A 26,565-nucleotide genomic window follows, 5' to 3' on the forward strand; every position below is an offset into this window, starting at 1 on the left:
GGCGCGGGCCTTGTCCCGCACAAAGCTGGAGGTCGCTGACATATTCCGGAGATTTGGCCCCGCGTGGCGGCAGGCCAATGCAGGGCATATCAGCCTGAGCCAGCTCAAGGTGATGTCGGCCATTGAGGCTTGCCGAACAGAGGCGCTCGGCGGGCATGTGGCCGCTTGCACCAAATGCAGCCATCAGCACATCGCCTATAATTCGTGCAAGAACCGGCACTGTCCCAAGTGCCAGGGACCAGCCGCGCGCGATTGGATGGCCGCGCGGGCCGAGGACCTGCTGCCGGTCGAGTATTTCCACGTTGTCTTCACGCTGCCAGCCGAGATCGCACGGATCGCCCTCTGGAACAAACGGGCGGTCTATAGCCTGCTATTCAGGGCATCGGCGGAAACGGTGATGACCATCGCCACCGATCCCAAGCGTCTTGGCGCCCGCATTGGCATGACCAGCGTGCTGCACACATGGGGATCAGCGCTCACGCGCCACCCCCACATCCACATGATCGTCCCCGGCGGTGGTCTATCGCGCGACGGCAACAAATGGGTGGCGTGCAAGCCAGGGTTCTTCCTGCATGTGCGGGTGCTGTCACGGCTGTTCCGCCGCCTGTTTGTCGAAGGGTTGATGGCGCTGCACTGCACCGGGCAGCTTGCTTTCTTCGGTGATCTGGCTCGGTTGGTGGACGCTGATGCCTTTGCCAGGTACCTCGCTCCGCTGCGCAAAACCGAATGGGTGGTGTATGCCAAACCGCCCTTCGGAGGACCCGAACAGGTGCTAGCCTATCTCAGCCGCTATACTCATCGGGTGGCGATCTCGAACCAGCGCCTCGTCAGTGCCGATGCAAACACCGTGGCGTTCCGATGGAAGGACTACCGTATCAAGTCTGGTGACCGGCAAAAGGTGATGCGTCTGACAACGGACGAGTTCATCCGCCGCTTCCTCATGCATGTCCTACCAGACGGGTTCCACCGCATCCGGCACTACGGCCTGCTGGCCTCCGCTCGACGCAAGATCAACATCATCAAAGTCCGTGTTCTGATAGGAGCAAGCGCACCAGAGCAAGAGCCACAATCCGAAGATGATCCAGCACCACTCACGCTGCGGGAGCCATGCCCCTGTTGCGGCGGCACAATGCTGATCATCGAAACATTCAAACGTGGCCAGGTTCCCCGTTCCCGCGCTCCACCAAGGAAACAGGCCGCATGACCGAGTGCCCAATCATCCCATCCAATGCAGACCGGTTGGCCCAGCCAAACCGGCCAAAACCTCTTGCGCGCAGCGGTTCGGCAAATCGCGTAAAAGGCGCAAACCGCCAGCAACCCGGGTTAAATCCAAGGCAAACCCTCCGGTGGAACGGGGAAGCGGCTGCTTGCAACCTGTTCAATCTTCCCAGCAACGCGCCCGAAACGGCTACAGACCCAACCGGCAGCGCACTTCCACCATAGACAACGCCAGGCCCCCGCGGCTTCCTCCCTGAGAGATTTTCCAACGCGGGCCACAGTCGAACCAAGCCGAAAGGCCGCACCATGGCCCGCATCAGAAAATCTTCATCAACGCCGACCTAGCTTTAGAGGGAACGAATGTCCCTGCTGGGGCGCGGGTCACGCTTTGTGAGGCGCGCCATATGAGCCCAGGCAACGCTGAGGCAAGTGGTGTCGGATAAATTGCAACTCGAGCTGTCTTGGTTTTGATATCCGACCGCTATCAGCGCGGTATTCGGGTTGTGCAAGACACGCGCCAACTTGGTATGTCCTCTTAATATCGTCTTGAAAGCTCAGTTTTTCAGACCTTATCTTGGCTGATCCGGTTTCCCCGGCCTCTGCCGTTGACTGCAACATGAAGTGTCTTCTGACATGGTCCGAGCTGTCAGTTGTCCTGTGGGCCAGGACGGCTCCGGTGCTCAAATCCTAACAGAGACTTTGGCGAAAAGAGAGCGGGGGAGGGCATACGGCTGCGCTTTGCCGTCAGACGATGTGAAATATACCTGATGCGCGCGACAGGTCGGTGCCGCCCTGTTCTGGACGTCTGCGTGCCGCTGATCACCGTATCACTCGTTACTACAAAACTGTCTGACAGGCCCCCGGAACATGAGCGCAGCCGCAGAGTCAGACTTAACTTATCGTTAATAAGAGGGCCATTCCGGTATTCCTTACCTTACGTCATCTTCTGCAATATGGCAGCGCTTTGGTGTGGTTTCGCCGATTGACGGCGACTGCATCTGATCGCAGTGTCACGAGATGGGACAGTCGATTGAAATTCAGCGCCTTCCGCGGGCATTTGATGCAGATCTGGGACAGGATGCGCTGGCACTTGCGCCTGCACTTCAGGGCGATCAAGCCCGCCTGGTGGCCGGTGCGGCCGGATCCAGCCCTTATCTGAAGGAGCTGATCAGCCGTGAGGCGGAATGGCTGGCGCCCGCGCTGGCGGATCCGCAGGTTGCTCTTGCCGGGGTTTTCGCAGATGTGCGGGCCTTGGCGCCGGATCAGCTGAAACCGGGGCTGCGGCGAGCCAAGCGTCAACTGGCGCTGTTGAGCGGGCTATGTGACCTTGCCGGGGCCTGGGACCTTATGCAGGTGACCACGGCGCTGACGCAGTTTGCAGAGCTTTGCGCGGATGTCGCCATCAAGGCTGAAATCGCTGCGCTGATCCGCCGGAAGAAATTGCCGGGGCTGACCGAAGCGGACGTCGAAACCGTCGGCTGGGCTGACTCTCTTGGCGATGGGAAAGATGGGCGCCTATGAGCTGAACTACAGCTCGGACATCGACATGATCTGTCTCTTTGATGAAACGCGGTTTGATCCTGATGATTTCTATGAGGCACGCCAGGGCATGGTTCGGGCCACGCGCAATATGTGCACGGTACTGAGTGAACGCACCGCTGATGGCTATGTCTTCCGCACCGATCTGCGGCTGCGGCCTGACCCATCGGTGACGCCGGTCGCCATGGCGATGGAGGCAGCGGAGCGCTATTATGAGAGCCTTGGCCGCACCTGGGAACGGGCCGCCTATATCAAGGCACGCCCCTGCGCCGGTGATCTGCAAGCGGGCGCGGATTTCTTGCAGACGCTGCGCCCCTTCGTCTGGCGGCGGCATCTCGATTTTGCGGCCATTCAGGACGCACATGATATGCGCCTGCGGATCCGTGAGAACAAAGGCACCGGCGGCCCGCTGACGGTGCCCGGCCATGATATGAAGCTGGGGCGCGGCGGCATTCGCGAGATTGAGTTTTTCACCCAGACCCGGCAGTTGATCGCGGGGGGCGTGATGAAAGCCTGCGTCCGCGCGGCACTCTGGACGGGTTGCGCGCGCTGGCGGCCAAGGACTGGGTGCCACAGGATGTCTGCGACCAGCTCGGCGCGCATTATATTGCCCATCGCGAGGTGGAGCACCGGATCCAGATGGTGCATGACGCCCAGACCCATCGGATGCCACAGTCCGAGGATGGCATCGCCCGGATTGCCTGCCTGATGGACCGTGACCCAGCTGCGCTGCTGGCGGAGACCAAGGCGCGGTTGCAGGAGGTGCATGAGCTGACGGAGGGGTTCTTTGCGCCGGATGCACCGCCGGAGGCCGGGCCTGAGACCCTGCCGGACGCGCTGGATGGGGATATCCTTGCCCGCTGGCCCACTTATCCGGCGCTGCGCTCAGCGCGGGGGGCGCAGATCTTTGAACGGCTGAAACCAGAACTGCTGGCGCGGTTGTCGCGCACCGCCCAACCGGCGGAGGCGCTGGTGGCGCTGGACGGGTTTCTGGCAGGCCTGCCCGCAGGGGTGCAGCTGTTTTCGCTGTTTGAGGCCAATCCGCAGCTGATTGATCTGCTGATTGATATTGTCGGCACCTCCGGCACGCTGGCGAGCTATCTGTCGCGCAATTCCAGCGTATTTGATGCCGTGATCGGCGGATCTTTCTTCGACGACTGGCCCGGGCGTGGGGAACTGTCGCAGTTGCTGGCGGCGGTGCTGGCACAGGAAGACGACTATGAGACGCAGCTGGACGCGACCCGGCGCTGGTGCAAGGAATGGCATTTCCGCATCGGTGTGCATCACCTGCGCGGGTTGATCGATGCCGCAACAGCCGGGGCGCAATATGCCGAATTGGCAGAGGTTGTGATCGCCGGGCTGGCACCGGTGGTGGTGCAGCAGTTTGCGCAGAAACACGGGGCCCCGCCGGGGCGCGGTGCGGCGGTTCTGGGAATGGGGTCGCTGGGCGCGGGGCGGATCAATGCGCTGTCGGATCTGGATGTTATCGTGATCTATGATCCCGGTGACGAAGAGGCCTCAGACGGGCCACGACCGCTCGCCACACGGCCCTATTATGCGCGGCTGACGCAGGCGCTGATCACCTCCCTGACGGCGCGCATGTCGCAGGGCCAGCTTTATGAGGTGGATATGCGGCTGCGCCCCTCGGGCACGCAGGGGCCGGTGGCGACCAGTTTGGACAGTTTCTGCCAGTATCAGCGCAATGATGCCTGGGTCTGGGAGCATCTGGCCCTGACCCGCGCGCGCGTGGTGGCTGCGGCGCCGTCGCCGTCCGCTGATGGTCTCGCAGAGGATATCGGCGCGTTTCGCCGGTCATTTCTGGCCGCCCCACGTCGCCGCGAAACGGTTCTTCCTGATGTCGCCAGCATGCGGGCGCGGCTCGCCGCCGCCAAGGCACCAAGCGGCCCCTGGGACGCCAAGACCGGCGCCGGGCGGATGATGGACATCGAGTTGATCGCTCAGGCAGGGGTCTTGCTCAGCGCGGCAACCGGACAGGATGTGGCCGCGGGTCTGGAGGGCGCTGTCGCCTGTGGCTGGCTGGATGCCGCAGATGCAGCTGAATTGCAGCGCGGCTATGATCTATTCTGGGCCGTGCAGACCGCAGCGCGTCTGGTTTCGGGCAAGGCCATTGATGCGCAGACCCTGGGAGAGGGCGGCGCATTGTTCCTCTGCCGCAGCACGGGCTATGCGGATCTTGCGGCATTGGAAGCGGATTTGACGGCGCGCTATGCGCGCTGCGGTGACATCATCGCCGCCGCATTGGAGAGAGAAGGGGCCACTGGCCATGACGACTGAGGCGACACCATACCTAACGCTTGCCCAGCTCGATCCCAAGGGGCTGATCCGGGAGAGTTTTTGCATCGACGGCATTCAGAGTGGGGAATGCCGCAGCATTTTTCTGGACTGGGCGCTGAGCCTGCCCGACGGGGTTGATAGCCGTCAGGCCATGTCGACCCTGCTTGAGCAGGTGGCCGCAGATCACCCGGATCATCCGATGACGGGGGTGCTGCGCGAGGGGCTGGAGAGCGCCGCCAAACCCCGCAGACGCGGCGGCTGGCGGTCGCGCGCGCGGTGACCGGACGGGCGCCGCGCAGGGTCGGCCGCAGCGCGCGCCGCAAGGCCGCGTGACGCAGACCATCTGCGCCTGATCCAACAGGCTCTTTCAACGGGCAGAGGTTGGGAGTAAGAGGGGCCTATGACAGCTTCTCCCTCCGCGCCCGAGCGCGCCCGCGTAAAACTGAAACCCAAAGCCAATGCCCGCGCTCTGCGCCACGGCTTCCCTTGGGTTTATGCCAACGAGCTGGTCACCGACCGGCGCACCCGCAAACTGGCCCCCGGCACGCTGGCGGTGCTGGAAGATGACGGCATGACGCAGATGGGTCTCGTCGCGGTCAACCCCGAGAGCAAAATCATTGCACGGATGCTGGACAGCGACCCCGCCGCTGAGCTGAGTGTGGCCTGGTTCGAGGCCCGGTTGCGCCGCGCGCTGGAGCTGCGCGAGCAACTGTATGACGCGCCATTCTACCGGTTGGTCCACGCCGAATCCGACGGGTTGCCGGGCGTGGTGATCGACCGCTTCGGCGATACCTGCGTGGTGCAGCCCAATGCGGCCTGGGCCGAGGCGCATCTGGACGCGCTGACCGAGGCGCTGGTGGCCGTCACCGGGGTCACAACCGTTCTGAAAAACGCCTCTGGCCGGGCGCGCAGCCTGGAAGGGCTGGATGACATCAGCACCGCCCTGCGCGGCGGCGCCCCTGAGGCCGCAGTTGAGGTTACGATGAACGGCGCCACCTATATGGCGGATCTGACCGGCGGGCAGAAAACCGGGTTGTTCTACGACCAGCGCGACAATCACGCCTTTGCCGCGAAACTGGTCAAACCCGGCGCCAAGGTGCTTGACGTGTTTTCCCATGTCGGCGGCTTTGGTCTGGCGATGCTGGCCGCTGGTGCGGCTGAGGCTACCTGCGTTGACGGCTCGGCTCCGGCGCTGGAGCTGGCAGAGCAGGGCGCTGCGGCCAGTGGTTTTGCAGACCGGTTCACCGCGCGGCAAGGCGATGCTTTTGAGGTGCTGACACAGCTGGCTGAGGAGGGCGCGCAGTTTGACGTGGTGATTTGTGATCCCCCCGCCTTTGCCCCCTCAAAACAAGCACTTGAAGCCGGTCTGCGCGCCTATGAGCGGATTGCCAAACTGGCGGCGCCTCTGGTGGCACCGGGGGGCTATCTGGGCCTGTGTTCCTGTTCCCATGCGGCAGATCTCAGCCGCTTCCGCAATGCCTCGGCGCGCGGGATCGGGCGGGGCGGTCGTCGCAGCCAGCTGCTGCACACCGGCTATGCTGGCGCAGATCATCCGCAGCTGCCTCAGCTGGCTGAAAGTGGCTATCTGAAGGCCGTGTTCTTCCGGCTCGACTGATCTGGCGCGGGTGTTCTGGCGATGAAACTGCTTTTGGATGCCTGCGTGCTCTATCCGACGGTGATGCGGGAGATGCTGCTGGGCGCGGCCCGGATCGGCCATTTCACGCCACTGTGGTCGCCGCGCATCCTGGAAGAATGGGCGCGGGCGGCGCGCAAGATCGGCCCAACGGGTGAGCCGCAGGCGCGGGCTGAAATTGCGCTGATCTCCGCCGCCTGGCCAAGGGCAGCCATCCCCCCCACACCCGCGGTGGAGGCACGCCTATGGCTGCCTGACAGCGCTGATGTCCACGTGCTGGCGTCGGCGATCATCGGCCATGCGGATGCAATTGTGACCGTCAACAACAAGGATTTCCCCCGCCACACGCTGGCGGAGGAAGGGTTGGAGCGGATCGGGCCGGACCAGCTGCTTTATGAGTTGTGGCTGAAAGATCCCGACGGTCTGTCGGCGGTTGCGGCGTCCGTTCTTGCAGAGGCCAACCGGCTCTCCGGTGGCGGATGGGAGCTGCGTCCGCTGCTGAAAAAGGCCCGGCTGCCGCGCGTGGCGAAGGCTCTGGCCAGCTAGGCCAGGGTGGTCAGACCTCGCTCAGGATTTCGGCAGCGATCTCAAAGGATCTGAGCCGCGCCGCATGGTCATGGATTTGGCCGGTGATGATCACCTCATCCGGGCGGTATCGTTCAAGAATGGACGACAGTTCCGCACGCACGCTGTCCCTGCTGCCTGTCGCGGAAATCCGCAGCGCCTCATTCACGCCGGCAAGCACCGGCGCCGGGATATGGTCGGTGATATCATCTACGGGGGCGGGCAGTTTGCCGGGCTTACCCAGACGCAAACGGGCAAAGGCCTGCTGCATCGTCGTGCGCAAGCGGGTGCCCTGTTCATTGCTCTCGGCGGCAAAGACGTTGATCGCCATCATGGCATGGGGCGCAGACAGGTTGGCAGAGGGTTGGAATTGGTGGCGGTAGACCTCCAGCGCCTCCTCCAATGCGGCGGGCGCAAAATGCGAAGCAAAGGCGTAAGGAAGCCCCAGATGCGCCGCCAGCTGCGCACCGTAAAGGCTGGAGCCGAGCATCCAGACTGGCACATGGGTGTCCTGTCCGGGAAAGGCACGCACCGCGCGCCCCGGATCATCAGCCCCTAAAAATCCCATCATATCAATAACATCCTGCGGGAAGCTGTCACCGGAGGCATGGTCATGGGCCATGCCACGGCGCAGGGCGCGCGCCGTCTGCATATCGGTTCCGGGCGCGCGACCCACTCCCAGATCAATCCGGTCGCCATGCAGGCTTGCCAGCGTGCCAAAGGCCTCTGCGACCATATAGGGTGCATGATTGGGCAGCATGATGCCGCCAGCCCCGACCCGGATTGAGCGGGTCTGCGCGGCGATATGGCCAATCAGCACTGCCGTCGCGGCACTTGCGATGCCCGGCATGTTGTGATGTTCGGCCAGCCAATAGCGGTGATAGCCCCAGCTTTCAGCCCGCTGGGCCAGCTCGGTGCTGTTGCGCAAGGACTGGGCAATCGTCTGGCCTTCGGGCACGGGAGCAAGGTCAAGAACAGAGTAGCGCATGGGGGCTCCTTTGAATTCTCAGTGCCGTTGCTTAGGGGGAGCTGGCAATGGGACTGAATGGGGCAGAAGGATAACTGTTACCTTCCCATGTGGGGAAGGTTTCCCGTCGTGGCAAGAGGCAGGGATCTAATGGGATCTGTTAACTCCCATTAACCATATCTGGCAGGTGGTTATAGGGGGAAGCTTATCCTTTGGGGCTGTCCCACTTTGCTTCCAACCGGTCGAGGGCGGCGATGCGCTCCTCGGTCTTCGGGTGGCTCATCAGCCAGGCGGGAGCCATGCCGCTGCGGGCCTGTGTCAGATCTTCCAGCTTACGAAACAGGCTCTTTTGCGGCGCGATGCCGATGCCGGATTTGGTCAGCAAGGCGGCCGCATATTCGTCAGCCTCATACTCATCGCTGCGCGACAACCGGGCGGCCAAAAGCGAGGTGAGCACATTGGCGATCCACGGCCCGACAAAGGGCACAAAGCGACCGATGATCAGCATCAGGGCGGTGCGCAGAGCGTTCTGTCCAGAGAAATCGATCATGCGCTTTTTGGCGTGCCCCAGCGCCACATGGCCCAGCTCATGGGCGATGACCGAGGCCAGTTCGGCATCGCTGACCTCGCCATTGCGGTATTTGCGATAAAACCCGCGCGTGATGAAGATCCGCCCATCAGGGGCGGCCAGCCCGTTCACCGGGTCAACCTCATAGATATAGACCGGGATATGAGTGATCCCGAGTGCCGCTGCCATCCGGTCCGTCAACTGACGCAGGCGGGCATCGGCCAGTTCGGTGGATTGCTGATCAAGGGCACGATGGGTGCGCCAGACCGACAGGCGATACATCACCAACCCGTAGATCACAGCCAGAAGAATGGGGGTCAAACGCAACATGAGTCAGGATATGGGGCTGTGACAGGGCAGGGGCAAGGCGTGGTGGTTAGCTGCCATGGGCGGATTTGGCGGCGCGGCTCTCGGCCTTCACCTCATCCCAGAGCGCATCCATTTCGGCCAGATCGCTGTCTTCAGGACGTTTGCCACGGGCGGCCAGTTTGGCCTCCACCCCCTCAAACCGGCGGATGAACTTGGCATTGGCGGCGCGCAATGCGGCCTCCGGCTCAACCCCCAGATGGCGGCCGAGATTGGCCATCACAAACATCAGATCGCCGAATTCCTCCTCGACCTCCGCCTGGCTCAAACTGTCGCGCGCCTCGACAAGTTCGGCGGATTCCTCCGCGATCTTGGCAATGACATTGGCAGCCGAGGGCCAGTCAAACCCAACCCGCGCGGCGCGTTTTTGCAGCTTATAAGCCCGCAGAAGGGCGGGCAGGCCGACCGCGACTCCGTCCAGCGTGCCCTGCTGCGCCTTGCCTGCACGTTCCGCGGCCTTGATCGCCTCCCAGTCGGCAGTCTGCTGGTCGGCGGATTTATCGCGGCTCTCATCGCCAAAGACATGCGGATGACGCGAAACCATCTTGTTGGACATGGTGGTGACCACATCCTGAAAGGTGAAATGCCCCGCCTCTGCCGCCATCTGGGCATGAAACACCGACTGAAACAGCAGATCGCCCAGCTCACCCTTCAGCTCATCCCAGGCCTCACGCTCAATTGCATCGGCAACTTCGTAAGCCTCTTCAATGGTATAGGGCGCGATGCTGGCAAAATCCTGCTCGATATCCCAAGGACAGCCGCCCTTTGGATCACGCAGACGGCGCATGATTTCCAGCAGCCGCTCGATGCTGCAGCGGTTTCATTGTGGATGAGATCGGTTTCGGGCATTGCGGCGGCTCTTGTTCCAGTGTCAGATGCATCAATCCCGAGTCTGACCAAGGAGTCCACCCCCATGCCGGTTGTGAACCGAATTGCCGATTACGCCGACGAGATGAAGACCTGGCGTCGGCATCTGCACCAGATCCCCGAATTGGCGCTGGACCTGCCGAAAACCGCGGCCTTCGTGGCTGAGCGGCTGCGCGAATTTGGTGTGGATGAGCTGCATGAGGGCATCGCCACCAGCGGCATGGTGGCGATCATCAACGGGCAGGGCAGTGACGCAGGCGATGGGCCAACCATCGGGTTGCGCGCCGATATGGACGCGCTGCCCATCCCTGAGGAAAGCGGTGTCGACTATGTCTCAGGTCATGCGGGCAATATGCACGCCTGTGGTCACGATGGTCACACCGCCATGCTCTTGGGGGCTGCAAAATACCTCGCGGAGACGCGCAACTTCAAAGGCCGCGTGGCGCTGATCTTCCAGCCCGCAGAGGAGGCCATCGGCGGTGCCCGTATTATGGTCGAAGAGGGCATCATGGAGCGGTTCAACATTGGCGAAGTCTATGCCCTGCATAATGCACCGGGCCTGCCTGTGGGCGCCTTCGCCACCACGCCGGGGCCGTTGATGGCGGCGGTGGATACCTTCCACATCCATATTCAGGGCGTCGGGGGCCATGGGGCGATGCCGCATGAAACCCGCGATCCGGTGATGGCGGCCTGTGGCATGGCGCAGGCGATCCAGACGATTGTGTCTCGCAATCATTATGCGCTGGACGATCTTGTGGTCTCGGTCACCCAGATCCACACCGGCACCGTCGATAATGTGATCCCCGACACCGCCTATATCAACGGCACCGTGCGCACCTTTGATCCGCGTGTGCAGGAGATGGTGATGCGGCGGATGAAGGAGATCGTCGCCGGTCAGGCTGCAAGCTACGGTGTTGAGGCTGAGCTGGATTACGAGGTCGGCTACCCCGCCACCATCAATGACGCGTCCAAGACGGGTTTCGCGGCCAGCGTCGCGGGCGAGGTTGCAGGCCCTGAGAATGTCGAGGCCGAGGCCGGGCGCGAAATGGGAGCGGAGGATTTCTCCTACATGCTTCAGGCCCGCCCCGGCGCTTATCTGTTTCTGGGGCAGGGCGACAGCGCCGGGCTGCATCATCCGAAGTATGATTTCAACGATGAGATCGCGCCGATTGGGGCGTCGTTTTTCGCCCGTCTGGTCGAGAGAGCACAGCCCATGGCCCAGGCATCCAACGACGGGTGACAAGGACAATGTGACCCGCTATTTGATCAAACAGCAGGTGCATCACAAGGAGGCGCAGAATGGCGCTAGAAGACGCAAAGCACATGATCGATCACGCCTTTACGCGTGAGGATATGAAAGGTCTCAGCTTTGAGATCACCTTTGGTGGGGCAACTTCTTTCCTGCGACGCAAATATACCAAGGATCTGACCGGGGTGGACATCGCGGTCACCGGCGTGCCGTTTGATCAGGCGGTCACCAACCGGCCCGGAACACGGCTGGGTCCGCGCGCCATCCGCGAGGCCTCAGCACTGCAAAGCCCGGATGAACCCTATGGCTGGCCCCATAGCCCGCTCAGCACGCTGGCCATCGCCGACTATGGCGATCTGGCCTTTGACCACGCCGATGTTCCGGCCTTTCCTGCCGCGCTGACGGAGCATATCCGTGGTATTCTGGCCTCCGATACGGCCTCGGTCGTCTTGGGTGGTGATCACTATATCAGCTTCCCGATCCTGAAGGCCTATGCAGAGAAATACGGCCCTATCTCGCTGCTGCAGTTTGATGCCCATACCGACACCTGGCCCGATGACAACATGGACCGGATTGACCATGGGACCATGTTCTACAAGGCGGTGAAAATGGGCCTTGTGGACCCCAAAACATCCGTTCAGGTCGGGATCCGCACCACCAATGACGACACATTGGGTGTGAACATCATCGATGCGCCCACCGTGCATGAGATCGGCCCGGTTGAGACCGCAAAACGGATCAAGGCGATCCTTGGCGACCGGCCCGTCTATCTGACCTTCGATATCGACTGTCTCGATCCGGCCTATGCGCCGGGCACCGGCACGCCGGTCTGGGGTGGGCTGACCTCGGCGCAGGCGGCCCGTATCCTGCGCGAGATTGCAGGCATCAATATCAAAGGCGGCGACGTGGTGGAGGTCTCCCCTCCGTTTGACACCACCGGCGCCACCGCCATCGCAGGTGCCCATGTGGCGACCGAAATTATCTGCCTTCTTGGCTGGAATATGAGAGACAATGACTGATTTCAATCAACCGATCAGCGGCAATGATCTGGCGCGGTTTTCTGGTCCGAACACCTTTATGCGACTGCCACAGGCGACTTCACTTGACGGGCTGGATGTGGCCATTCTGGGTGTGCCGATGGATATCGGCACCTCCTGGCGCTCCGGCACCCGCTTTGGCCCCAAGCAGATCCGCGCCGAAAGCGCGATGATCCGCCCCTATAATATGACCTCCGGTGCGGCACCGTTTGACAGCCTGAATATCGGTGACATCGGCGATTTGGCGATCAATACGTTTTCTCTGTCCGATAGCCTGCGCATCATTCAGGAAAGCTACAGCGCAATCCTGTCCAGCGGTGTGACACCTGTCGCAATGGGCGGGGATCATTCGATCACCCTGCCAATCCTGCGTGCCATTGCTGAAAAATACGGACCTGTTGCGCTGGTCCATGTCGATGCCCATGCGGATGTGAACGACGATATGTTCGGCGAGCGTGAAACCCATGGCACCGTGTTCCGCCGCGCCTATGAAGAGGGTCTGATCGTCGCCGACAAGACCTATCAGATCGGGCTGCGCGGTACCGGCTATGGTGCGGACGACTTCAAGGAGGCGCAGCGCTGGGGCTTCCAGCACTTCCCGGCCAGCGAATTGTGGAACCGCTCGCTGCACGGCATGGGTGCGGAAATTCGTCGCGATATCGGCAATAGGCCGGTCTATGTGTCCTATGATATTGATAGTCTTGATCCGGCCTATGCGCCGGGCACCGGCACGCCGGAAATCGGCGGGCTGACCACACCGCAGGCGCTGGAGCTGATCCGCGCTTTGCGGGGGCTGAACATTGTGGGTTGCGACATGGTCGAAGTGTCGCCGCCTTATGACACATCGGGCAATACAGCGCTGACAGCGGCCAATCTGCTGTATGAGCTGCTCTGTGTGCTGCCGGGTGTGACAACAAAATAAGGCAGGCTGTCCAGTGGCAGCCGCCACGAGGGAGAGCGGACCATATGGGTCGAGTGATGATATTTGTCTGGCTGAGCATTGCGGCGCTTGTCGTGGTGCTCGGCTTTATCCGGCTGGCGCCCAGCGATCCGCTGGACTGGAACACACAGCCGGAATTCAGCGAGGACAAGACCTTTCGCGGCGGCGTGTTTCGGGTGGTTCGCAGCGGGGAGGACGGGCTGGAGCGGTTTCACGCGGTCGCCAGCAATGCGCCGCGCACCCGTGTTCTTGCAGGCTCGGTCGAGGACGAAATGGTCACCTATGTGACCCGCACCCGGTTTCTGGGGTTTCCCGATTATACAACGGCGCGGCAGCATGGCGACCTGCTGAAGGTCTATGCGCGGCTGCGCTTTGGCCGCTCTGATCTGGGCGCGAATAACGACCGGATCAACAGCTGGATCGCGCAGATGGAGCCCGCGCCGCAATAGTTCGCGCGCAGGGATGAGTTGGCAAAGCGATTGTCAGCAATGTCAGATCTGGGGCAGGGGGGCGGTCGGGACCGATATATCTGGCGCCGGATCCGCCTCAGCCGCAAGGCATCCTTTTTGCACCTCGCGCCACATCGGTACATTCAGCGACATCTGGCATTGGGCGGTGAACATGCGCCCATCAACCTGCAGGCAGATAAACTCACCCAGTTCGATCCGGCTGCCGCTTTTGTCGGTGCAATAACAATCAATCGTGCGGCCGTTTGGGGCTGTCACATCCGCTCGGACGGTGGTCGCGGCGGCACAAGACAGCAGAACAAGGCCAAGAAGCCGCATCAGCTGCCGCGCCGGGGGCACAACAGTGTGTTCCGGGTGAGTATCGGCAAGGGCGCAGCGCTGCAGGCGGCCCGTTCCCACGATATGAGGACTGGCATGTTGCATGGCCCTAGCATATCACAAGGGCAGCTTTCCGCCAAAGACAGATCAGAACGGACATTGCGCGCATGATCCCCGAAGACCGCCTTGAACAGATTTTGCAACGGTTCCAATATCTTGAGGCCGCAATGGCCGAGGGCGTTGCCGGTGCGGATATCGCGGCTTTGGCCAAGGAATATTCCGACCTGCGCCCGGTTGCGGAGCAGATCACCGCCTATCGCCGACTGCTCTCCGATCTGGAGGAGGCCGAACAGATGCTGGCGGATCCCGATATGGCAGAGCTGGCTCAAGAGGAGCTGCCGCAGCTGCGCGCCGCCTTGCCTGAGGCGGAACATGCGCTGCAACTGGCGCTGTTGCCCCGTGATGAGGCGGACGCCCGCCCGGCGATGCTGGAAATCCGCCCCGGCACCGGCGGAGATGAGGCGGCCCTTTTTGCCGGAGACCTCCTGCGCATGTATCAGCGCTACGCGGAGGCGCGGGGCTGGGGGTTCGAGATCATCGAAGAGCAGACAACCGAATTGGGCGGGCTGAAAGAAGTGGTGGCCCATGTGAAGGGAGAAAACGTCTTTGCCCGGTTGAAGTATGAATCCGGTGTCCACCGCGTGCAACGGGTGCCAGTGACAGAATCCGGTGGCCGCATTCACACCTCCGCCGCCACTGTCGCGGTATTGCCCGAGGCTGAGGATGTGGACCTGCGCATTGATCCCGGCGATCTGCGGATCGACACCATGCGGGCCTCAGGGGCGGGCGGCCAGCACGTGAACACCACCGATTCCGCCGTGCGGATCACCCATATCCCGACCGGCATCATCGTGGTCAGCTCTGAGAAATCCCAGCACCGCAACCGGGAAATCGCCATGCAGGTGATGCGGACCCGGCTCTATGATCTGGAACGGCAGCGGATTGACAGCGAACGCTCAGCCGATCGCGCCAGCCAAGTCGGCTCTGGGGATCGCTCGGAACGGATCCGGACCTATAATTTTCCGCAAGGCCGCATGTCCGACCACCGCATCAACCTGACGCTTTATAAGCTGGATCAGATCATGCAGGGCGATCTGGATGAGATTATCGACGCGCTGACGGCGGATGATCAGGCGCGGCTTCTGGCCGAGATGGGCCAATGAACGCGCCGCAGACAGCCGCTCAGGCGATGGCCGCTGCGGCCGCGCGCCTGCGCGCGGCCGGCGTGCCTGACCCGGCGCGCGATGCGCGCGTTCTGCTTGCCCACGCCGCCCGGATCGAGGCCAGCCGTGTCACCTTGATTGCACCCGAGGATCTCGCACCGGAGATTGCCGAACGCTATGAGCAGCTGATCGCTCTGCGTGCCATCCGTGTGCCGGTCTCGCATCTGATTGGTGAGCGCGAATTCTACGGGCGACGTTTCAAGGTCTCCGGCGACGTGCTGGATCCGCGCCCGGAAACCGAATGCCTGATCGAGGCGGCTCTGGCCGAACCCTTCTCGCGGGTTCTGGACCTTGGCCTTGGATCGGGGTGCATTCTGGTCACCCTGCTGGCAGAGCAGGCCGACGCAACCGGTGTCGGCGTTGACCTGAGCGAGGCCGCCTGTCTGCAGGCCAGTGCCAATGCGGTGCTGCACCGGGTCGAGCTGCGCGCTGAAATTCTGCAATCAGACTGGTTTTCGGCGGTGGACGGCCAGTTTGATCTGATCGTCTCCAACCCGCCCTATATCGCGTTGGATGAAATGTCCGACCTGTCAGACGAAGTGCGCGGCCATGAGCCGGAGATGGCGCTCACCGATGGCGGCGACGGGCTTGGCGCCTATCGCATCCTTGCGGCGCAGCTTGGCGGGCATCTGGCGCCACAGGGGCGGGTGTTTCTGGAAATTGGCCCCACGCAGGGCGCTGCGGTAAGCGATCTGCTGTTGTCGGCTGGGCTAAAAGAGGTCCGTATCATTCAGGATCTCGACGGGCGTGATCGGGTGGTTTGTGGCCGCGGCTGTGACGAAAACGCCTCCTAAACCCGTGAAAATCGCCCGAATTTGCAGTTTCGTAAGAAAAAGCACGGATAATAGCGCCTAACCCCTTGTCTGAACGGGCGTAACATGATTACTCAAAGAGGTCGCCTTCGGGCGAGGTCAAGAATACCTCCCGGCGACATCAAGCCCAAAATGGTCGATGATCCGGCGCAGAGGCGCGCCGATATGGGTCCACGACAAATACAATCAAGGCTGACGTTAGGCATATGAGATCGTCCAAATCACGTTCGCGTTCCAAGTCGAACCGGAATCGCCCGCAAGGCGCAAATGTTGTCAACCGTGTGTTCGACAGCTCCGGCCCCGAGGGGAAGGTTCGCGGAACGCCGCAACAGATCATCGATAAATACAATCAGCTGGCGCGTGACGCCCAGCTGAGCAATGATCGTGTTGCCACAGAGAATTTCCAACAGCACGCCGAACACTACCTGCGTATGCTGAACGAGGCCCAACGCGAAATCGACGCGCGCCGCGAAGAGCAGGAGCGGCAAAACCGCGAGCGCCAGGCGGAGCGGGATCGCGAACGCGCAGAGCGGCTGGAGCGTCAGGAGCGCGAGGCGGGCAGCCGCAGCGATGATCCGGCAGCAGCCCCTCAGCCAGAAGTGATGGACCCGCGCGACAGCAACGGTGAAAGCGGTCTGGTAGAAACCCCCGAGAGCCGCGATCAGGCTGCTGCAGAGGGTGACAGCAAGCCGCAAAAGCCTCAGGCCCGCAAACCGCGCAGCCGCAAGCCCAAGGCAGAGGGCGGCAAGGCTGAAGGTGGCAAAGCGGAAGAGGCCAAAGGCGACGATACTGCAGAAACTGCAAGCGCGCAGAGCGCGCCAGCAGACGCAGGCGAGGCTGCCCCGGCCCCGGAGCGCAAACCCGCGCCCCGCCGCAAGCCCAAGCCGAAACCCTCGGCCGAGGATGCGCCTGAGGCCGCAGAATAACGCAGCGCGAAATACCGTATTGCAATAGACAGATAAAAAAACCCCGGCCTGAAATCAGGCCGGGGTTTTTTTGTCTGTAATGACCACTAGGCCTGCTTGCTGCGCGTCGGTTCTACCTATCTCGACTTAGTCCAGCGGCTTCAGGCTGCGGGCCAAGGCGCAGAAGGCCTCCAGCCCGACCTGCTCGGCGCGCTCGGTAGGCGGAATGCCAACGGCCTTCAGGTGATCCTCGATATCGGGACTCACGCTTTTGAGGCTGGCGCGCAGCATCTTGCGGCGCTGGTTGAAGGCTGCGGCGACCACCTTGTTCAGGGTTCCGGCATTTGCCGGATAGCGCGGCGCCTCAAGCGCTTTCAGATGCACCACCGCGCTATGGACCTTGGGCGGCGGGCTGAACGCCTCGGGCGGCAGGGACAGCACAATGCGCGCATCGGCGCGCCACTGCGCCAGCAACGCCAGACGCCCATAGGCCTTGCTGCCGGGTTGCGCGACAATCCGCTCCGCGACCTCACGCTGGAACATCAGGGTCAGGCTCTGCCAGAACGGCGGCCAGGCCTTCGGCGTCAGCCAGCGCACCAGCAGCTCGGTGCCGACATTATAGGGCAGATTGGCGGCAATGCGGATCGGCGGTGTCAGATGGGTGAGGGGGTTCACCTCCAGCGCGTCACCTTCGATCACCTGCAACCGTCCGGGATAGGCATTGGAAATCTCCGCCAGCGCGGGGATACAGCGACTGTCCTTCTCCACCGCCAAGACGCGCCGCGCACCCTCCGCCAGCAGGCCCCGTGTCAGACCGCCGGGGCCGGGGCCGATTTCCAGCACATCGCATTCGCGGAGATCACCAGCCTGCCGCGCGATTTTCGCGGTCAGGTTCAGATCCAGAAGAAAGTTCTGGCCCAGCGATTTGCGCGCCAGAAGCTGGTGAGTCTCGATCACCTCACGCAGGGGAGGAAGGGAGTCGATAGCGCTCATATCATCGGTACCTTGGGACGGGGCGCGAGGGACGCGCGATAGTTTTCATGCCTCCGGCGGGGATATTTCCGGCCAGAAGAAGTTTCAAGTGCCGGCGTTCAGTCGCTGTGCCGTGCGCTGGGTCAACTGCGCGCCATGGACTGCGCCAGCCGCAGCGCCTCAATCAGGCTGGAGGGGTTGGCGATGCCCTGACCGGCGATGTCGCAGGCGGTGCCGTGGTCCGGCGAGGTGCGGATGAAGGGCAGCCCCAGCGTAACATTGACGCCGCGATCAAAATCCAGCGTCTTGATCGGGATCAGCGCCTGATCATGATACATGCAGATCGCCGCGTCATAACGTGCGCGGGCCGCCGCATGAAACATGGTGTCGGCGGGATGTGGCCCGGACAGCGTGTAGGCGCCGCCCTGCATATCGGCAATCAGCCCGCGCATCCAATCCAGTTCTTCGTGGCCCATGGCGCCTTCTTCGCTGCGGCATGAGGGTTGAGACCTGCAATCGCAATTCTCGGGTGCGCCAGACCAAACTGGTCGCGCAGCCCCTGAGCGGTGATCTCAATCGTGGCCCGCAGACGCGCGGCGGTCAGCGTCTTTGGCACCTCCGACAGGGCGATATGGATGGTTGCAGGCACCACCCGCAGCGCCGGACTGGCCAGCATCATGACCACATTTTGCACATTGCCGAGATGGGCGAGGAATTCTGTATGGCCGGGGAAGGGAAACTGCGCCCCATCCATCAGCGCCTTTTTGTGAATTGGTGCGGTACAGAGCGCGCTGGCCTCACCGGACTGCACCAGCGCGACACCGGTCTCGATGGCGCGGATGACACCGGCGGCATTGTCGGGGTTGAGCTGTCCGGGCACGGCCGGTGCGGCAAAGTCGACCCGCAGCACAGGCATCGCGCTGGCGCTGACATCGGCGGCCTCAGCCGCTTGGTCGATCTCTCGCCAGTCGGTTCCCGTGGGCAGGTGGGCCGGATCCCCCAACCACAGGAACGGGCAGCTGTCGCGCAACTCCTGCCAGGCCTTCACCGCCAGTTCCGGGCCAATGCCCGCCGGTTCCCCACAGCTAAGCGCGATGGGCAAGGGGCGGGCAGGGCGGCTCATTCGCCGCTGATCCGCGCGTCAGCTTTCAGCTGCTCCAACAGGCTGTCAGCAAAGGCCCCGAGCCGTTGCTGGGTCAGCGCGTTGCCGACGCTTTCGCGGCTGGCTTCGGCATTCACCTCAGCGGTGCGGCCACAGAGCATCAGCAGCATCAGAGTCTGACCATTGTTGCGGGTCAGCGCCAGCGAGGTCTCATTGGGATCCAGCTTGGCCAGCTCAATGGCGATATCCTGCGGGATCTCCGCCGGGGCCAGTGTTTCGCGGTCCAGCACAGATGGATCCTGATCCTTGGCCACACCGTAGAGGTCGTCACAGGTGTCGATGGCGTTTGCTACCTTGGTGCCTGCGGCCAGCGCCTCTGGGGTGCGGCCTCCGGGCAGGTAATAGGCCGCATATTCGATGGCGGCATAACTTGGCGCCGCACCGGAGGTTTCGCGCAGATCGCGCAGCTGGAACAGCGCAACGGCTCCATCCAGCGGCAGCGGGGCGGTCACCTCACCCGGACGCAGGCCCAGAACCACCTGTTGCAACTGCGGTGGCAGATTGGTCAGCGGCATCCACGGCAGCCGACCACCGCTCTGCCGGGTAGCCGTAGCGGAATACTGCTGCGCCGCCTGCGAGAAGGCACCGGTGGTAGTGATCCGGCTCACCTGTTGGGCGATGTCTTCAACCTGGGCTGCGTTCTGCGCGTTGATCGGCATGATCAGCTCAGACAGAAGCACCTCAACCCCGCCAGAGCCAGACAACCCCATGGCGCGGTCAATTTCTTCCTCGCTTGGGCGGGCCTGCGCCAGATAGCGGGCGGCGATATATTCGCGCCAGGCAATGCCAACGCGGGTGAAATCACGCAGGGTTTCAGGTGCCACGCCGTTCTGACCCAGCACATTCAGGAATTCCTGCAGGCTGAGATTGGCGCGCCCGGCCAGCTCGGTCATGCCTTCGACGATCTCTTCTTCCGTCGGTTCAATCCCCGCCTGGGCCAGCACATCCAGCTTCAGCCGATCAAGGATCAGATCTTCGCGGGCCTTTTTCTGCGGATCGCCCGGATCGCGCAGCAACGTCAGAAAGCGGGCGCGCTGCTGCAGCTCATAATTGGTGACCACGGCATCGTTTACCGTCACAGCCGGGGCAAACAGCCCCTGCGCCGCCGCTGGCGCGGGGCCAAACATGACTGCCGTTGCCAAGGCAATGGCTGCTGCGCTCTGGGTTAGGCGCTGAACGAAAGGGGCCGCATCTTGGGGCCGGAAACTCAGGTGTTTTTGCATGATCGCCTGTACTTCTTGCTGCCGCTGTCCACGGAAAACCCGTTTAACGCGATGGTAAAGCCGAAATCCGTTGTCGGCTCAACACTTGTTGTCGATGTATAGCGCCGGTTGACCGAAAGATCGACCGTCACGCATTCATTGGAGTATACCAGTCCCAGCCCGGCGCGAGTGGCGCGGGCGTCTGAGATGTCGTAGCGCAAACTGGCACTTGCGGTCCAGCCGGGGGTGACCTCATAGGCGCCGTCGAACCAGAGTTCGGAGACCTCTTCGGAGCGGCCTTCTGCGGGGTCGGTGCCCAGCCACATATAGGTGCCGGTGAGGCGGCTGCGGTCGGTCATCCAGTCGCCGCGCACCTCTGCCTTGGAGAAGTTGAGCGAGCCGTTGAGCAGCCCGCGCGTGGTGATCGCCAGATCGTCGTTCAGCTTCAGCTGCGCCGCCATCAAGAGGTCAGAGGACGTGCCACCAAGGCCAGAACTCTTGGTGAATCGTCCATCGTCGCTGTCGCGAAACACCTGACCGATGGTTGCCGAGGCCTGCCAGCCACTGGGGGAGAACCGTGCCCAGTTCAGACCGTAGACCACGGTCACCCCGTCCTCTCGCGCATCCGTGGCCGGAAACCGGGAGAGCTCCAGCAGGTTGCCGCGATCAAATTCGACGAAATTGCTCTCGTCGTTGGGCACGGCGGTATCACCGGTATCGGTCCAGCCGATTTGCAGGATCGGTTCCAGATATTGTGTTGCGCCGGATTGTTCGCGCCGGGTCATCGGCAGACGGAAGGTCAGCGCACTGCGCGGACTGAAGCGTGAGGTTTTATTGGCAAATACGTCATCATCATAAACCGCGAAGGCATCTGCCGCAGCCCCCAGCGACCATTCCGCCACCAACCCGCTGCCAAAGCGCCAGCTGCGTTGCCAGTCCACATCAACGGTGGCGCGCCCTACATCGCGCCCACCGGGATCGGTCAGATTGCCTTTGATATCGGATGTGCGGTTGTGACCATGGGTTTCCAACGACAGCCGCAACTCGCCGCCGATCTGGGTCGGAAAGAACCGCTTCTCATAGTAGAGGTTGCCGATGGAGGAGGGGATCAGATCCTGATTTTCACTGTCCCGCAGCGTCTTGTAGGAAATTGCGCTGGCGCGGAACAGGCTGTCGCGCTGCACTTTGGACACCACCACCTCAGAGCGCAGCCGGTCCAGATCCTGCAGGCCGTAGTCCACCAGATAGGCGTCGTCCGACACGGTTTTGAGGTCAAAGCGCAGTTTGAACTCATTGCGCAGATCAAATGTGCCCTCGGCAAAGACATAGCCGCGATCCTCGCCCCGGTACAGCTCATCGCGGGTATAGGCGCCGTTGACCTCGATCTCACCGCGCCGGAACGCCTGCCGATAGCGCATATCCAGTGTGCGGGTGCGTGACGACAGATAAGGCGATAGCGTCAGATCACGGTGGGGGCCGATGGTGAGGAAATAGGGCACCTTAACCCCGGTGCCGAGGTTGGAGGTGGTGCGGATGGACGGGATCAGAAACCCGTTGGCACGCTCCAGCGTCGGATCGGGCAGGCGAATGCCGGGAAAATAGAAGATCGGCGTATCCAGCACACGCAGCTGGGCGTTCTCAAGATAAAGCTGACGTTCTTGCTGGTCATGGGTGATCCGCTCGGCCCGGATCTGCCAAAGTGGCGGCCGCCCATCGTTGCAGACATGGCAGGAGGTGACAGCGGTTTTGTACAGCTGGGTATAGCGACCGCCGACCCGTGTCATCTGCAGCGAGGCGAGTTGCAGCTGTTGCTGGAACACCATCCGCGCACCCACCAGCAGACCATTGCGCAGGTCGCGGTCCAATTCGGCTGCATCTGCCAGAATGGTGATATCGCCGCCTTCGTCGATGCGGATGGGGCCTTCTATTTGCAAGGCGCCTTGCGTCTGATCAAAGGTGATCTTCCGTGCCGTCAACCTGATGCCGCCCTGAAACGCCTCGACATTGCCCTCTGCAACCAGGGTGCGGTCCGGGGTGATAAACAGCTGATCGGCCACAAGGATGGCCGGGGCCTCCGATGATGGTCCGCTGGTAGCACCTAGAGGCGCGCTTTGGGCGCGGGCGCTCTCGGGCAGGGCAAACTGACCCAGCGCCAGCCAAGGTAAAACCGTCGAAAGCAACAGGGCGCGGCGCATGTTATCCGTCCTCGGCATGTAAGAGTAACCCCATCGTCAGCAGGATTGCGGCCACCGGCGGTGCCCAGCTTAGCCAGCGCCACGGGGATCTGACCATTCTCCCCCAGGATCTGCGCGAAATTGCGCAGGAAATAAAGCCCGAACCCCAACAGCACAGCTGTCAGCACCGCCAGCCCCGTGCCGCCAAACCGCGCATGGCGCATGGTGAAGGCCGCGCCGACCAGCGCCATAGCGATCAGGAACAAGGGCCGCGCCAGTTCGACCTGCAACCAGACCTCATAGCGTTTGGTGGAAAAACCCGCCTCCGAGAGTTCGCGAATGGTGGCAGGAAGATCGTAGATCGAGATCCCCGTCGCCGTGCCCAGCGTGTCTCGGATCCGTTCCGACGTCAGCGTGGTCGACAGGCGCAGGGTGGGGTGGCGCTCGGCATTGGTTTCCGGGTTCACGCCGACAATCAGCGGCCAGACCTTGGCCTTGGTCAACACCCAGTCACCGTTATCCAATGCAGCCTCTTCCGCCAGCGTCTGGCGGATCGGGCGCCCTTCCGGTCCATAGGACAGGATCGTCACATCATAGAGCGTGATATCTTCGGTATCGCCACTATAGCCGGTGGCGTGAATGACGGATTGCCCCTGCGCGCCGCCCTGCCGCAGCCACAGCCCCTCACCAGTAAGCGACAGCGCTGCCGGGCCGCCGTTGCGATAGGTCTCCGCCAGGTCGCGGTAGCGGTTGGAGGTCGCTGCCACGATCGGGTTCAGCGTGCTGACCGCCAGTACACCAATGAGAGCCGCCAACAGGACCGGCGCCGCCAGCGCCCGGATGCCGGAGCGGCCAATGGCGCGGGTCACCACCAATTCACTGCTGCGGGCCAGCCCGATGAACAGCACGATGGTGGTGAGGATCATGATCAGCGGCAGAAATTCACTCAGCGCGGCGGGCGTGTTCAGCAACGTCAGGCCAAACAGCTGGCCCAGCGACAGATCCTGCGCCTCGAACCGTCGGATCTGCTCGTTCAGGTCGATCAGCATTACGAGGGTTAACAAAACCCCGCAAATCACTGCAAACCATTGAAGAAACCGGCGCGCGTAATAGAAGTCGAGGGTCATGTCGCGCGCTCCCTGCGGCTGTGACGGCCCCGCGCCAGGATTGGCCCCAGTGGCTTCGCCGCCAGTTGCAGGAAGATCAGCCCGACCAGCAGCCCGATCAGCGTTGGCAGGTAGATCAAGGGCCAGAGATCCGCGTTCTGCAGCACCGGTTCCGACACCACGCCGCGCAGCCCCTCAACGAAGATCAGCAGGACAAAGGCCAGCAAGGCCTGCCGCCAGACCCCAAATCGCGAGAACCCGCCCAGCATCAGCGCCGCAAACCCGATCATCACCACCGCCACGCAGACGAGCGCCCGCGCAAACCGAAGGTGCAGCTCCTCCGCCAACGCCCCCGCACTATAGGGGCCGTCGGCAATCAGCTTGGCGCGGTCGCGCAGCAATTCCAGGCTGGGGATCGCACGGATATTGCGGGTCTTTTCCTCAGCTTTGTTGGCAAGGCTGCTGATATCATAGGAGAAATCAGAGAATATGGTGGAGGAGAGCCGCTGCGTTTCCGCATTGATACGCTGCGACATGCCATCGACCATCACCAGATGGGTTCGCTCACCGTCGCGCACCAGATAGGCTTTGCCACCGGTGTAGGTCACACTTTCGGCGGGGTTGCGGCGGTCCGACAGAAACACATCGTTCAGCGTGCCATCAGGATCAATCCGACCAATGTAGAAGGTCACGCCCCGCGCCGGATGCAGAAAATCGCCCTCACTCAGCAGCTTGGCGGTCACATTGCGGGCAACCTCGGATTCGCGTTGCTCCAGGGTGGCAATGGACGCCAAGCAACAGCACATGGGTGAGGATCGACATCATCGCAGCCGTGATGAGGCCAAAGACCAGCGCCGGTTTGGCCATCTGCCAGGGGCTGGTGCCGGTGGCGCGCAGCACCGTCAGCTCGCTCTCGCTATTGAGCCGGTTGGTCACCCAGACTGAGGCGGCAAAGGCCGCAACCGGCAGCACCATACGCACCAGATTCGGCAGCGCCAGCGCAGTGAATTCGAGGAAAACCAGCGCCGACTGCCCGTCACCGATCAACCGGTCAAACAGCACCACAGCGCGGTTGATCCAGAACACGGCCACCAGAATCAAGGCAAAGAACCCAAAAAACAGCAGGTATTGGGACAGCACATATCTGTCGTATCGTGACACGCGATCCCCCCAGATCCTACTGCCCTTGTTTTGAGGTGACCTTAGAGGATTTCATTGCCGGGGAAAACTGCATTCTGAACGCGCGCGACAGTCAGCCGGTGGCGGTCTGATACGCGGCGGCTTCTATGCCATCTGTGCCGGGCGCGGCGCTAAAATATATCTGACCCTAGTCATCGCCGCACAGGCAGGCTACCTGTTGGGCATTGAGGAATTGACCCTGAGAATTGACCCTGACAGGAGCCCCGAATATGCGTCCGCTGACCCCCACACGTTTTGTCGAATTTGATCCCAAGACCCTCTCCGATATCGAGGGCCGCGTGGTGGTTCAGATCACCCCCGAAGGGACATTGGGGCAGGCTGCGCGCACGGCCAATCGGCTGACCAAAGGCGCGCTGGCGCGTCTGGTCGAGGCAAAAAGCTTTGAGAAGGCCAAATCCGGCGATGTCATCTCGCTGGCCTGGCCCGCAGGCATGAAGGCCGAGGCGCTGGACATCCTTGTGACCCCGCGCCGGATCAGCACCATCGAGGCGCGCAAAGCCGGGGCCAAACTGGCCGCCCGCAGTGGTGGCAAGCCGGTGACAGTGATGGCAGGCTCCATGCCGCGCGCCGCAGATCTGGCGCTGGGAATGGCACTGCGCGACTACCGTTTTGACGATCACAAAACCGCTGACAAGGATCCGTCCGAGGCGGAAGTGGTCATCGCCCATAAATCCCCCGCCGATATTGAGGCCAGCTACGGCCCGTTGGCAGCCGTGGCCGAGGGAGTGCATATGACCCGCGATCTGGTCAATGAGCCTGCAAACGTGCTGACCACTACCGAATTTGCCAATCGTCTCGCTGAGATGGAGAACCTCGGGCTCAAGGTTGAGGTGCTGGAAGAGGACCAGTTGGAAGAGCTGGGCATGCGGACACTGCTTTCGGTCGGGCAAGGCTCTGACAGCCCCTCTAAGGTGGTTGTGATGCAATGGAACGGGGGCGAAGATGATGCCGCCCCGCTCGCACTGGTCGGCAAGGGCGTTGTCTTTGATACCGGTGGCATCTCGCTGAAACCTGCCGCTGGTATGGAAGATATGACCATGGATATGGGCGGCGCTGGCGTCGTTGCTCGAGCACCATGCGCGCCTTGGCCCTGCGCAAGGCGAAGGCCAATGTGGTTGGCCTTGTCGGATTGGTAGAAAACATGCCGTCGGGCAACGCGACCCGTCCGGGTGATGTCATCAAATCCATGAAGGGCGACACCGTCGAGGTGATCAACACCGACGCCGAGGGCCGCTTGGTGCTCTGCGATGTGATGTGGTACGCGCAGGAGCGGTTCAAACCTGCCGGGATGATCGACCTCGCCACCCTGACCGGTGCGATCATCATTGGTCTCGGCCATGAAAACGCCGGTGTGTTCTCCAACGATGATGCGCTTTGCAATGCCCTCCTCAAGGCCGCCGAGGCCGAGGGCGAGGGCGCATGGCGCCTGCCGCTGGGCAAGGCCTATGATGATCTGCTGAAATCGCGCATCGCGGATATGAAGAACATCGGTGGCCGCGCCGCGGGGTCCATCACCGCAGCCCAGTTCCTGCAACGGTTTGTGCAGGACGATACCCCCTGGATCCATCTCGACATTGCCGGTGTGGCCTCTGTCAAAAGTGATACCGACTATGCACCCAAAGGCGCCACCGGTTGGGGCGTCATGGCGCTGAGCCGTCTGGTGCAGAACATGTTCGAAGCGGACTGAAACGGGTAGTGTGGGGCAGGCAGAGGCGTAAACC

At 62.3% G+C, this 26,565-nt stretch carries 17 protein-coding genes and 6 pseudogenes; 13 read left to right on the plus strand and 10 right to left on the minus strand.

What is annotated here, in order from left to right; translation table 11 throughout:
* The first annotated feature begins 10 nt into the window (after nucleotides 1-10).
* From L0Z65_RS04190 to L0Z65_RS04210, 5 genes and pseudogenes are all read left to right on the plus strand, one after another.
* On the plus strand, nucleotides 11-1,204 hold the full coding sequence (locus L0Z65_RS04190; RefSeq protein ID WP_405111058.1) for an IS91 family transposase: 1,194 nt from the start codon (nucleotides 11-13) through the stop codon (nucleotides 1,202-1,204).
* Between the two features lie 1,031 nt (nucleotides 1,205-2,235).
* Nucleotides 2,236-5,052: pseudogene (locus L0Z65_RS04195) on the plus strand (glutamine-synthetase adenylyltransferase).
* Nucleotides 5,042-5,332, plus strand: coding sequence for a hypothetical protein (locus tag L0Z65_RS04200; RefSeq protein ID WP_405111061.1), 291 nt, complete (start codon nucleotides 5,042-5,044; stop codon nucleotides 5,330-5,332). The pseudogene L0Z65_RS04195 and the gene L0Z65_RS04200 overlap by 11 nt, the downstream one beginning before the upstream one ends.
* A 120-nt stretch (nucleotides 5,333-5,452) precedes the next feature.
* The gene (locus L0Z65_RS04205; RefSeq protein ID WP_405111064.1) at nucleotides 5,453-6,667 is read left to right on the plus strand and encodes an RSP_2647 family RNA methyltransferase; all 1,215 of its coding nucleotides are present in this window, start codon (nucleotides 5,453-5,455) and stop codon (nucleotides 6,665-6,667) included.
* A 21-nt stretch (nucleotides 6,668-6,688) separates the two neighbouring features.
* Nucleotides 6,689-7,231: an RSP_2648 family PIN domain-containing protein gene (locus L0Z65_RS04210; protein ID WP_405111067.1), complete on the plus strand. Its 543-nt coding sequence runs from the start codon at nucleotides 6,689-6,691 to the stop codon at nucleotides 7,229-7,231.
* A gap of 10 nt (nucleotides 7,232-7,241) precedes the next feature.
* On the opposite strand, the gene L0Z65_RS04215 is transcribed toward L0Z65_RS04210, so the two are convergent.
* The 3 genes and pseudogenes from L0Z65_RS04215 to mazG form a co-directional block, all read right to left on the minus strand.
* Nucleotides 7,242-8,237, minus strand: a complete 996-nt coding sequence (locus L0Z65_RS04215) for an LLM class flavin-dependent oxidoreductase (protein WP_405111070.1) — start codon at nucleotides 8,235-8,237, stop codon at nucleotides 7,242-7,244.
* Nucleotides 8,238-8,421: 184 nt separating this feature from the next.
* Nucleotides 8,422-9,114 carry a M48 family metallopeptidase gene (locus tag L0Z65_RS04220; RefSeq protein ID WP_405111073.1) on the minus strand — a complete coding sequence of 231 codons (693 nt, stop codon included), beginning with the start codon at nucleotides 9,112-9,114 and terminating at the stop codon, nucleotides 8,422-8,424.
* 46 nt (nucleotides 9,115-9,160) lie between these two features.
* Nucleotides 9,161-9,999: pseudogene (gene mazG / locus L0Z65_RS04225) on the minus strand (nucleoside triphosphate pyrophosphohydrolase).
* A 64-nt stretch (nucleotides 10,000-10,063) separates the two neighbouring features.
* Here mazG and L0Z65_RS04230 point away from each other — a divergent pair.
* The 4 genes from L0Z65_RS04230 to L0Z65_RS04245 are packed head-to-tail and all read left to right on the plus strand — an operon-like array spanning nucleotide 10,064 to nucleotide 13,692.
* Nucleotides 10,064-11,257: a M20 aminoacylase family protein gene (locus L0Z65_RS04230; protein ID WP_405111076.1), complete on the plus strand. Its 1,194-nt coding sequence runs from the start codon at nucleotides 10,064-10,066 to the stop codon at nucleotides 11,255-11,257.
* Nucleotides 11,258-11,316: 59 nt separating this feature from the next.
* Complete coding sequence (speB, locus tag L0Z65_RS04235) at nucleotides 11,317-12,285, plus strand: agmatinase (protein ID WP_405111079.1); 969 nt, start codon at nucleotides 11,317-11,319, stop codon at nucleotides 12,283-12,285.
* Entirely contained in the window at nucleotides 12,278-13,225 is a 948-nt protein-coding gene (gene speB, locus L0Z65_RS04240; protein ID WP_027247112.1) for an agmatinase, read from the plus strand. Before speB (L0Z65_RS04235) ends, speB (L0Z65_RS04240) begins: the two co-directional genes overlap by 8 nt.
* 44 nt (nucleotides 13,226-13,269) lie before the next feature.
* On the plus strand, nucleotides 13,270-13,692 hold the full coding sequence (locus L0Z65_RS04245; RefSeq protein WP_040181078.1) for a DUF1499 domain-containing protein: 423 nt from the start codon (nucleotides 13,270-13,272) through the stop codon (nucleotides 13,690-13,692).
* A gap of 42 nt (nucleotides 13,693-13,734) precedes the next feature.
* Here the strand turns inward: L0Z65_RS04245 and L0Z65_RS04250 are convergent, their stop codons facing one another.
* Entirely contained in the window at nucleotides 13,735-14,133 is a 399-nt protein-coding gene (locus L0Z65_RS04250) for a hypothetical protein (protein WP_405111083.1), read from the minus strand.
* Between the two features lie 62 nt (nucleotides 14,134-14,195).
* On the opposite strand from L0Z65_RS04250, the gene prfA reads away from it, so the two are divergent.
* The 3 genes from prfA to L0Z65_RS04265 all read left to right on the plus strand — a co-directional run bounded on the left by prfA (nucleotide 14,196) and on the right by L0Z65_RS04265 (nucleotide 17,049).
* Nucleotides 14,196-15,251 (plus strand): peptide chain release factor 1, encoded by a 1,056-nt coding sequence (gene prfA, locus L0Z65_RS04255; protein ID WP_405111085.1) that lies wholly within the window; start codon nucleotides 14,196-14,198, stop codon nucleotides 15,249-15,251.
* Nucleotides 15,248-16,105 (plus strand): peptide chain release factor N(5)-glutamine methyltransferase, encoded by an 858-nt coding sequence (prmC, locus tag L0Z65_RS04260; protein WP_096871590.1) that lies wholly within the window; start codon nucleotides 15,248-15,250, stop codon nucleotides 16,103-16,105. Before prfA ends, prmC begins: the two co-directional genes overlap by 4 nt.
* 224 nt (nucleotides 16,106-16,329) lie before the next feature.
* Nucleotides 16,330-17,049: a DUF4167 domain-containing protein gene (locus L0Z65_RS04265; protein WP_096871589.1), complete on the plus strand. Its 720-nt coding sequence runs from the start codon at nucleotides 16,330-16,332 to the stop codon at nucleotides 17,047-17,049.
* 126 nt (nucleotides 17,050-17,175) lie between these two features.
* Here L0Z65_RS04265 and rsmA read toward each other — a convergent pair whose 3' ends face one another.
* From rsmA to lptF, 6 genes and pseudogenes are all read right to left on the minus strand, one after another.
* Entirely contained in the window at nucleotides 17,176-18,021 is an 846-nt protein-coding gene (rsmA, locus tag L0Z65_RS04270; RefSeq protein ID WP_405111089.1) for a 16S rRNA (adenine(1518)-N(6)/adenine(1519)-N(6))-dimethyltransferase RsmA, read from the minus strand.
* A gap of 122 nt (nucleotides 18,022-18,143) precedes the next feature.
* Nucleotides 18,144-19,123 (minus strand): annotated as a pseudogene (gene pdxA / locus L0Z65_RS04275) (4-hydroxythreonine-4-phosphate dehydrogenase PdxA).
* Complete coding sequence (locus tag L0Z65_RS04280) at nucleotides 19,120-20,385, minus strand: peptidylprolyl isomerase (RefSeq protein WP_405111092.1); 1,266 nt, start codon at nucleotides 20,383-20,385, stop codon at nucleotides 19,120-19,122. Before L0Z65_RS04280 ends, pdxA begins: the two are co-directional and overlap by 4 nt.
* The gene (locus L0Z65_RS04285; protein ID WP_405112451.1) at nucleotides 20,370-22,559 is read right to left on the minus strand and encodes an LPS-assembly protein LptD; all 2,190 of its coding nucleotides are present in this window, start codon (nucleotides 22,557-22,559) and stop codon (nucleotides 20,370-20,372) included. The genes L0Z65_RS04280 and L0Z65_RS04285 overlap by 16 nt, the downstream gene beginning before the upstream one ends.
* 1 nt (nucleotide 22,560) lies before the next feature.
* Nucleotides 22,561-23,665, minus strand: a pseudogene (lptG, locus tag L0Z65_RS04290) (LPS export ABC transporter permease LptG).
* Nucleotides 23,662-24,805 (minus strand): annotated as a pseudogene (lptF, locus tag L0Z65_RS04295) (LPS export ABC transporter permease LptF). The pseudogenes lptG and lptF overlap by 4 nt, the downstream one beginning before the upstream one ends.
* A gap of 248 nt (nucleotides 24,806-25,053) precedes the next feature.
* Here lptF and L0Z65_RS04300 point away from each other — a divergent pair.
* Nucleotides 25,054-26,531, plus strand: a pseudogene (locus tag L0Z65_RS04300) (leucyl aminopeptidase).
* Nucleotides 26,532-26,565: the final 34 nt, after the last annotated feature.

This window comes from Phaeobacter sp. BS52 (genome assembly GCF_045040595.1).
Taxonomy (GTDB): domain Bacteria; phylum Pseudomonadota; class Alphaproteobacteria; order Rhodobacterales; family Rhodobacteraceae; genus Phaeobacter; species Phaeobacter piscinae.

Bases quoted from the DNA above. Each gene is read 5' to 3' on its own strand.
- L0Z65_RS04280 (WP_405111092.1), bottom strand. From the start codon at position 20,385: ATGCAAAAACACCTGAGTTTCCGGCCCCAAGATGCGGCCCCTTTCGTT.
- L0Z65_RS04245 (WP_040181078.1), top strand. From the start codon at position 13,270: ATGGGTCGAGTGATGATATTTGTCTGGCTGAGCATTGCGGCGCTTGTC.
- prfA (WP_405111085.1), top strand. From the start codon at position 14,196: ATGATCCCCGAAGACCGCCTTGAACAGATTTTGCAACGGTTCCAATAT.
- speB (WP_405111079.1), top strand. From the start codon at position 11,317: ATGGCGCTAGAAGACGCAAAGCACATGATCGATCACGCCTTTACGCGT.
- rsmA (WP_405111089.1), bottom strand. From the start codon at position 18,021: ATGAGCGCTATCGACTCCCTTCCTCCCCTGCGTGAGGTGATCGAGACT.
- L0Z65_RS04265 (WP_096871589.1), top strand. From the start codon at position 16,330: ATGAGATCGTCCAAATCACGTTCGCGTTCCAAGTCGAACCGGAATCGC.
- speB (WP_027247112.1), top strand. From the start codon at position 12,278: ATGACTGATTTCAATCAACCGATCAGCGGCAATGATCTGGCGCGGTTT.
- L0Z65_RS04285 (WP_405112451.1), bottom strand. From the start codon at position 22,559: ATGCGCCGCGCCCTGTTGCTTTCGACGGTTTTACCTTGGCTGGCGCTG.
- L0Z65_RS04250 (WP_405111083.1), bottom strand. From the start codon at position 14,133: ATGCAACATGCCAGTCCTCATATCGTGGGAACGGGCCGCCTGCAGCGC.
- L0Z65_RS04200 (WP_405111061.1), top strand. From the start codon at position 5,042: ATGACGACTGAGGCGACACCATACCTAACGCTTGCCCAGCTCGATCCC.
- prmC (WP_096871590.1), top strand. From the start codon at position 15,248: ATGAACGCGCCGCAGACAGCCGCTCAGGCGATGGCCGCTGCGGCCGCG.
- L0Z65_RS04230 (WP_405111076.1), top strand. From the start codon at position 10,064: ATGCCGGTTGTGAACCGAATTGCCGATTACGCCGACGAGATGAAGACC.
- L0Z65_RS04210 (WP_405111067.1), top strand. From the start codon at position 6,689: ATGAAACTGCTTTTGGATGCCTGCGTGCTCTATCCGACGGTGATGCGG.
- L0Z65_RS04215 (WP_405111070.1), bottom strand. From the start codon at position 8,237: ATGCGCTACTCTGTTCTTGACCTTGCTCCCGTGCCCGAAGGCCAGACG.
- L0Z65_RS04205 (WP_405111064.1), top strand. From the start codon at position 5,453: ATGACAGCTTCTCCCTCCGCGCCCGAGCGCGCCCGCGTAAAACTGAAA.
- L0Z65_RS04220 (WP_405111073.1), bottom strand. From the start codon at position 9,114: ATGTTGCGTTTGACCCCCATTCTTCTGGCTGTGATCTACGGGTTGGTG.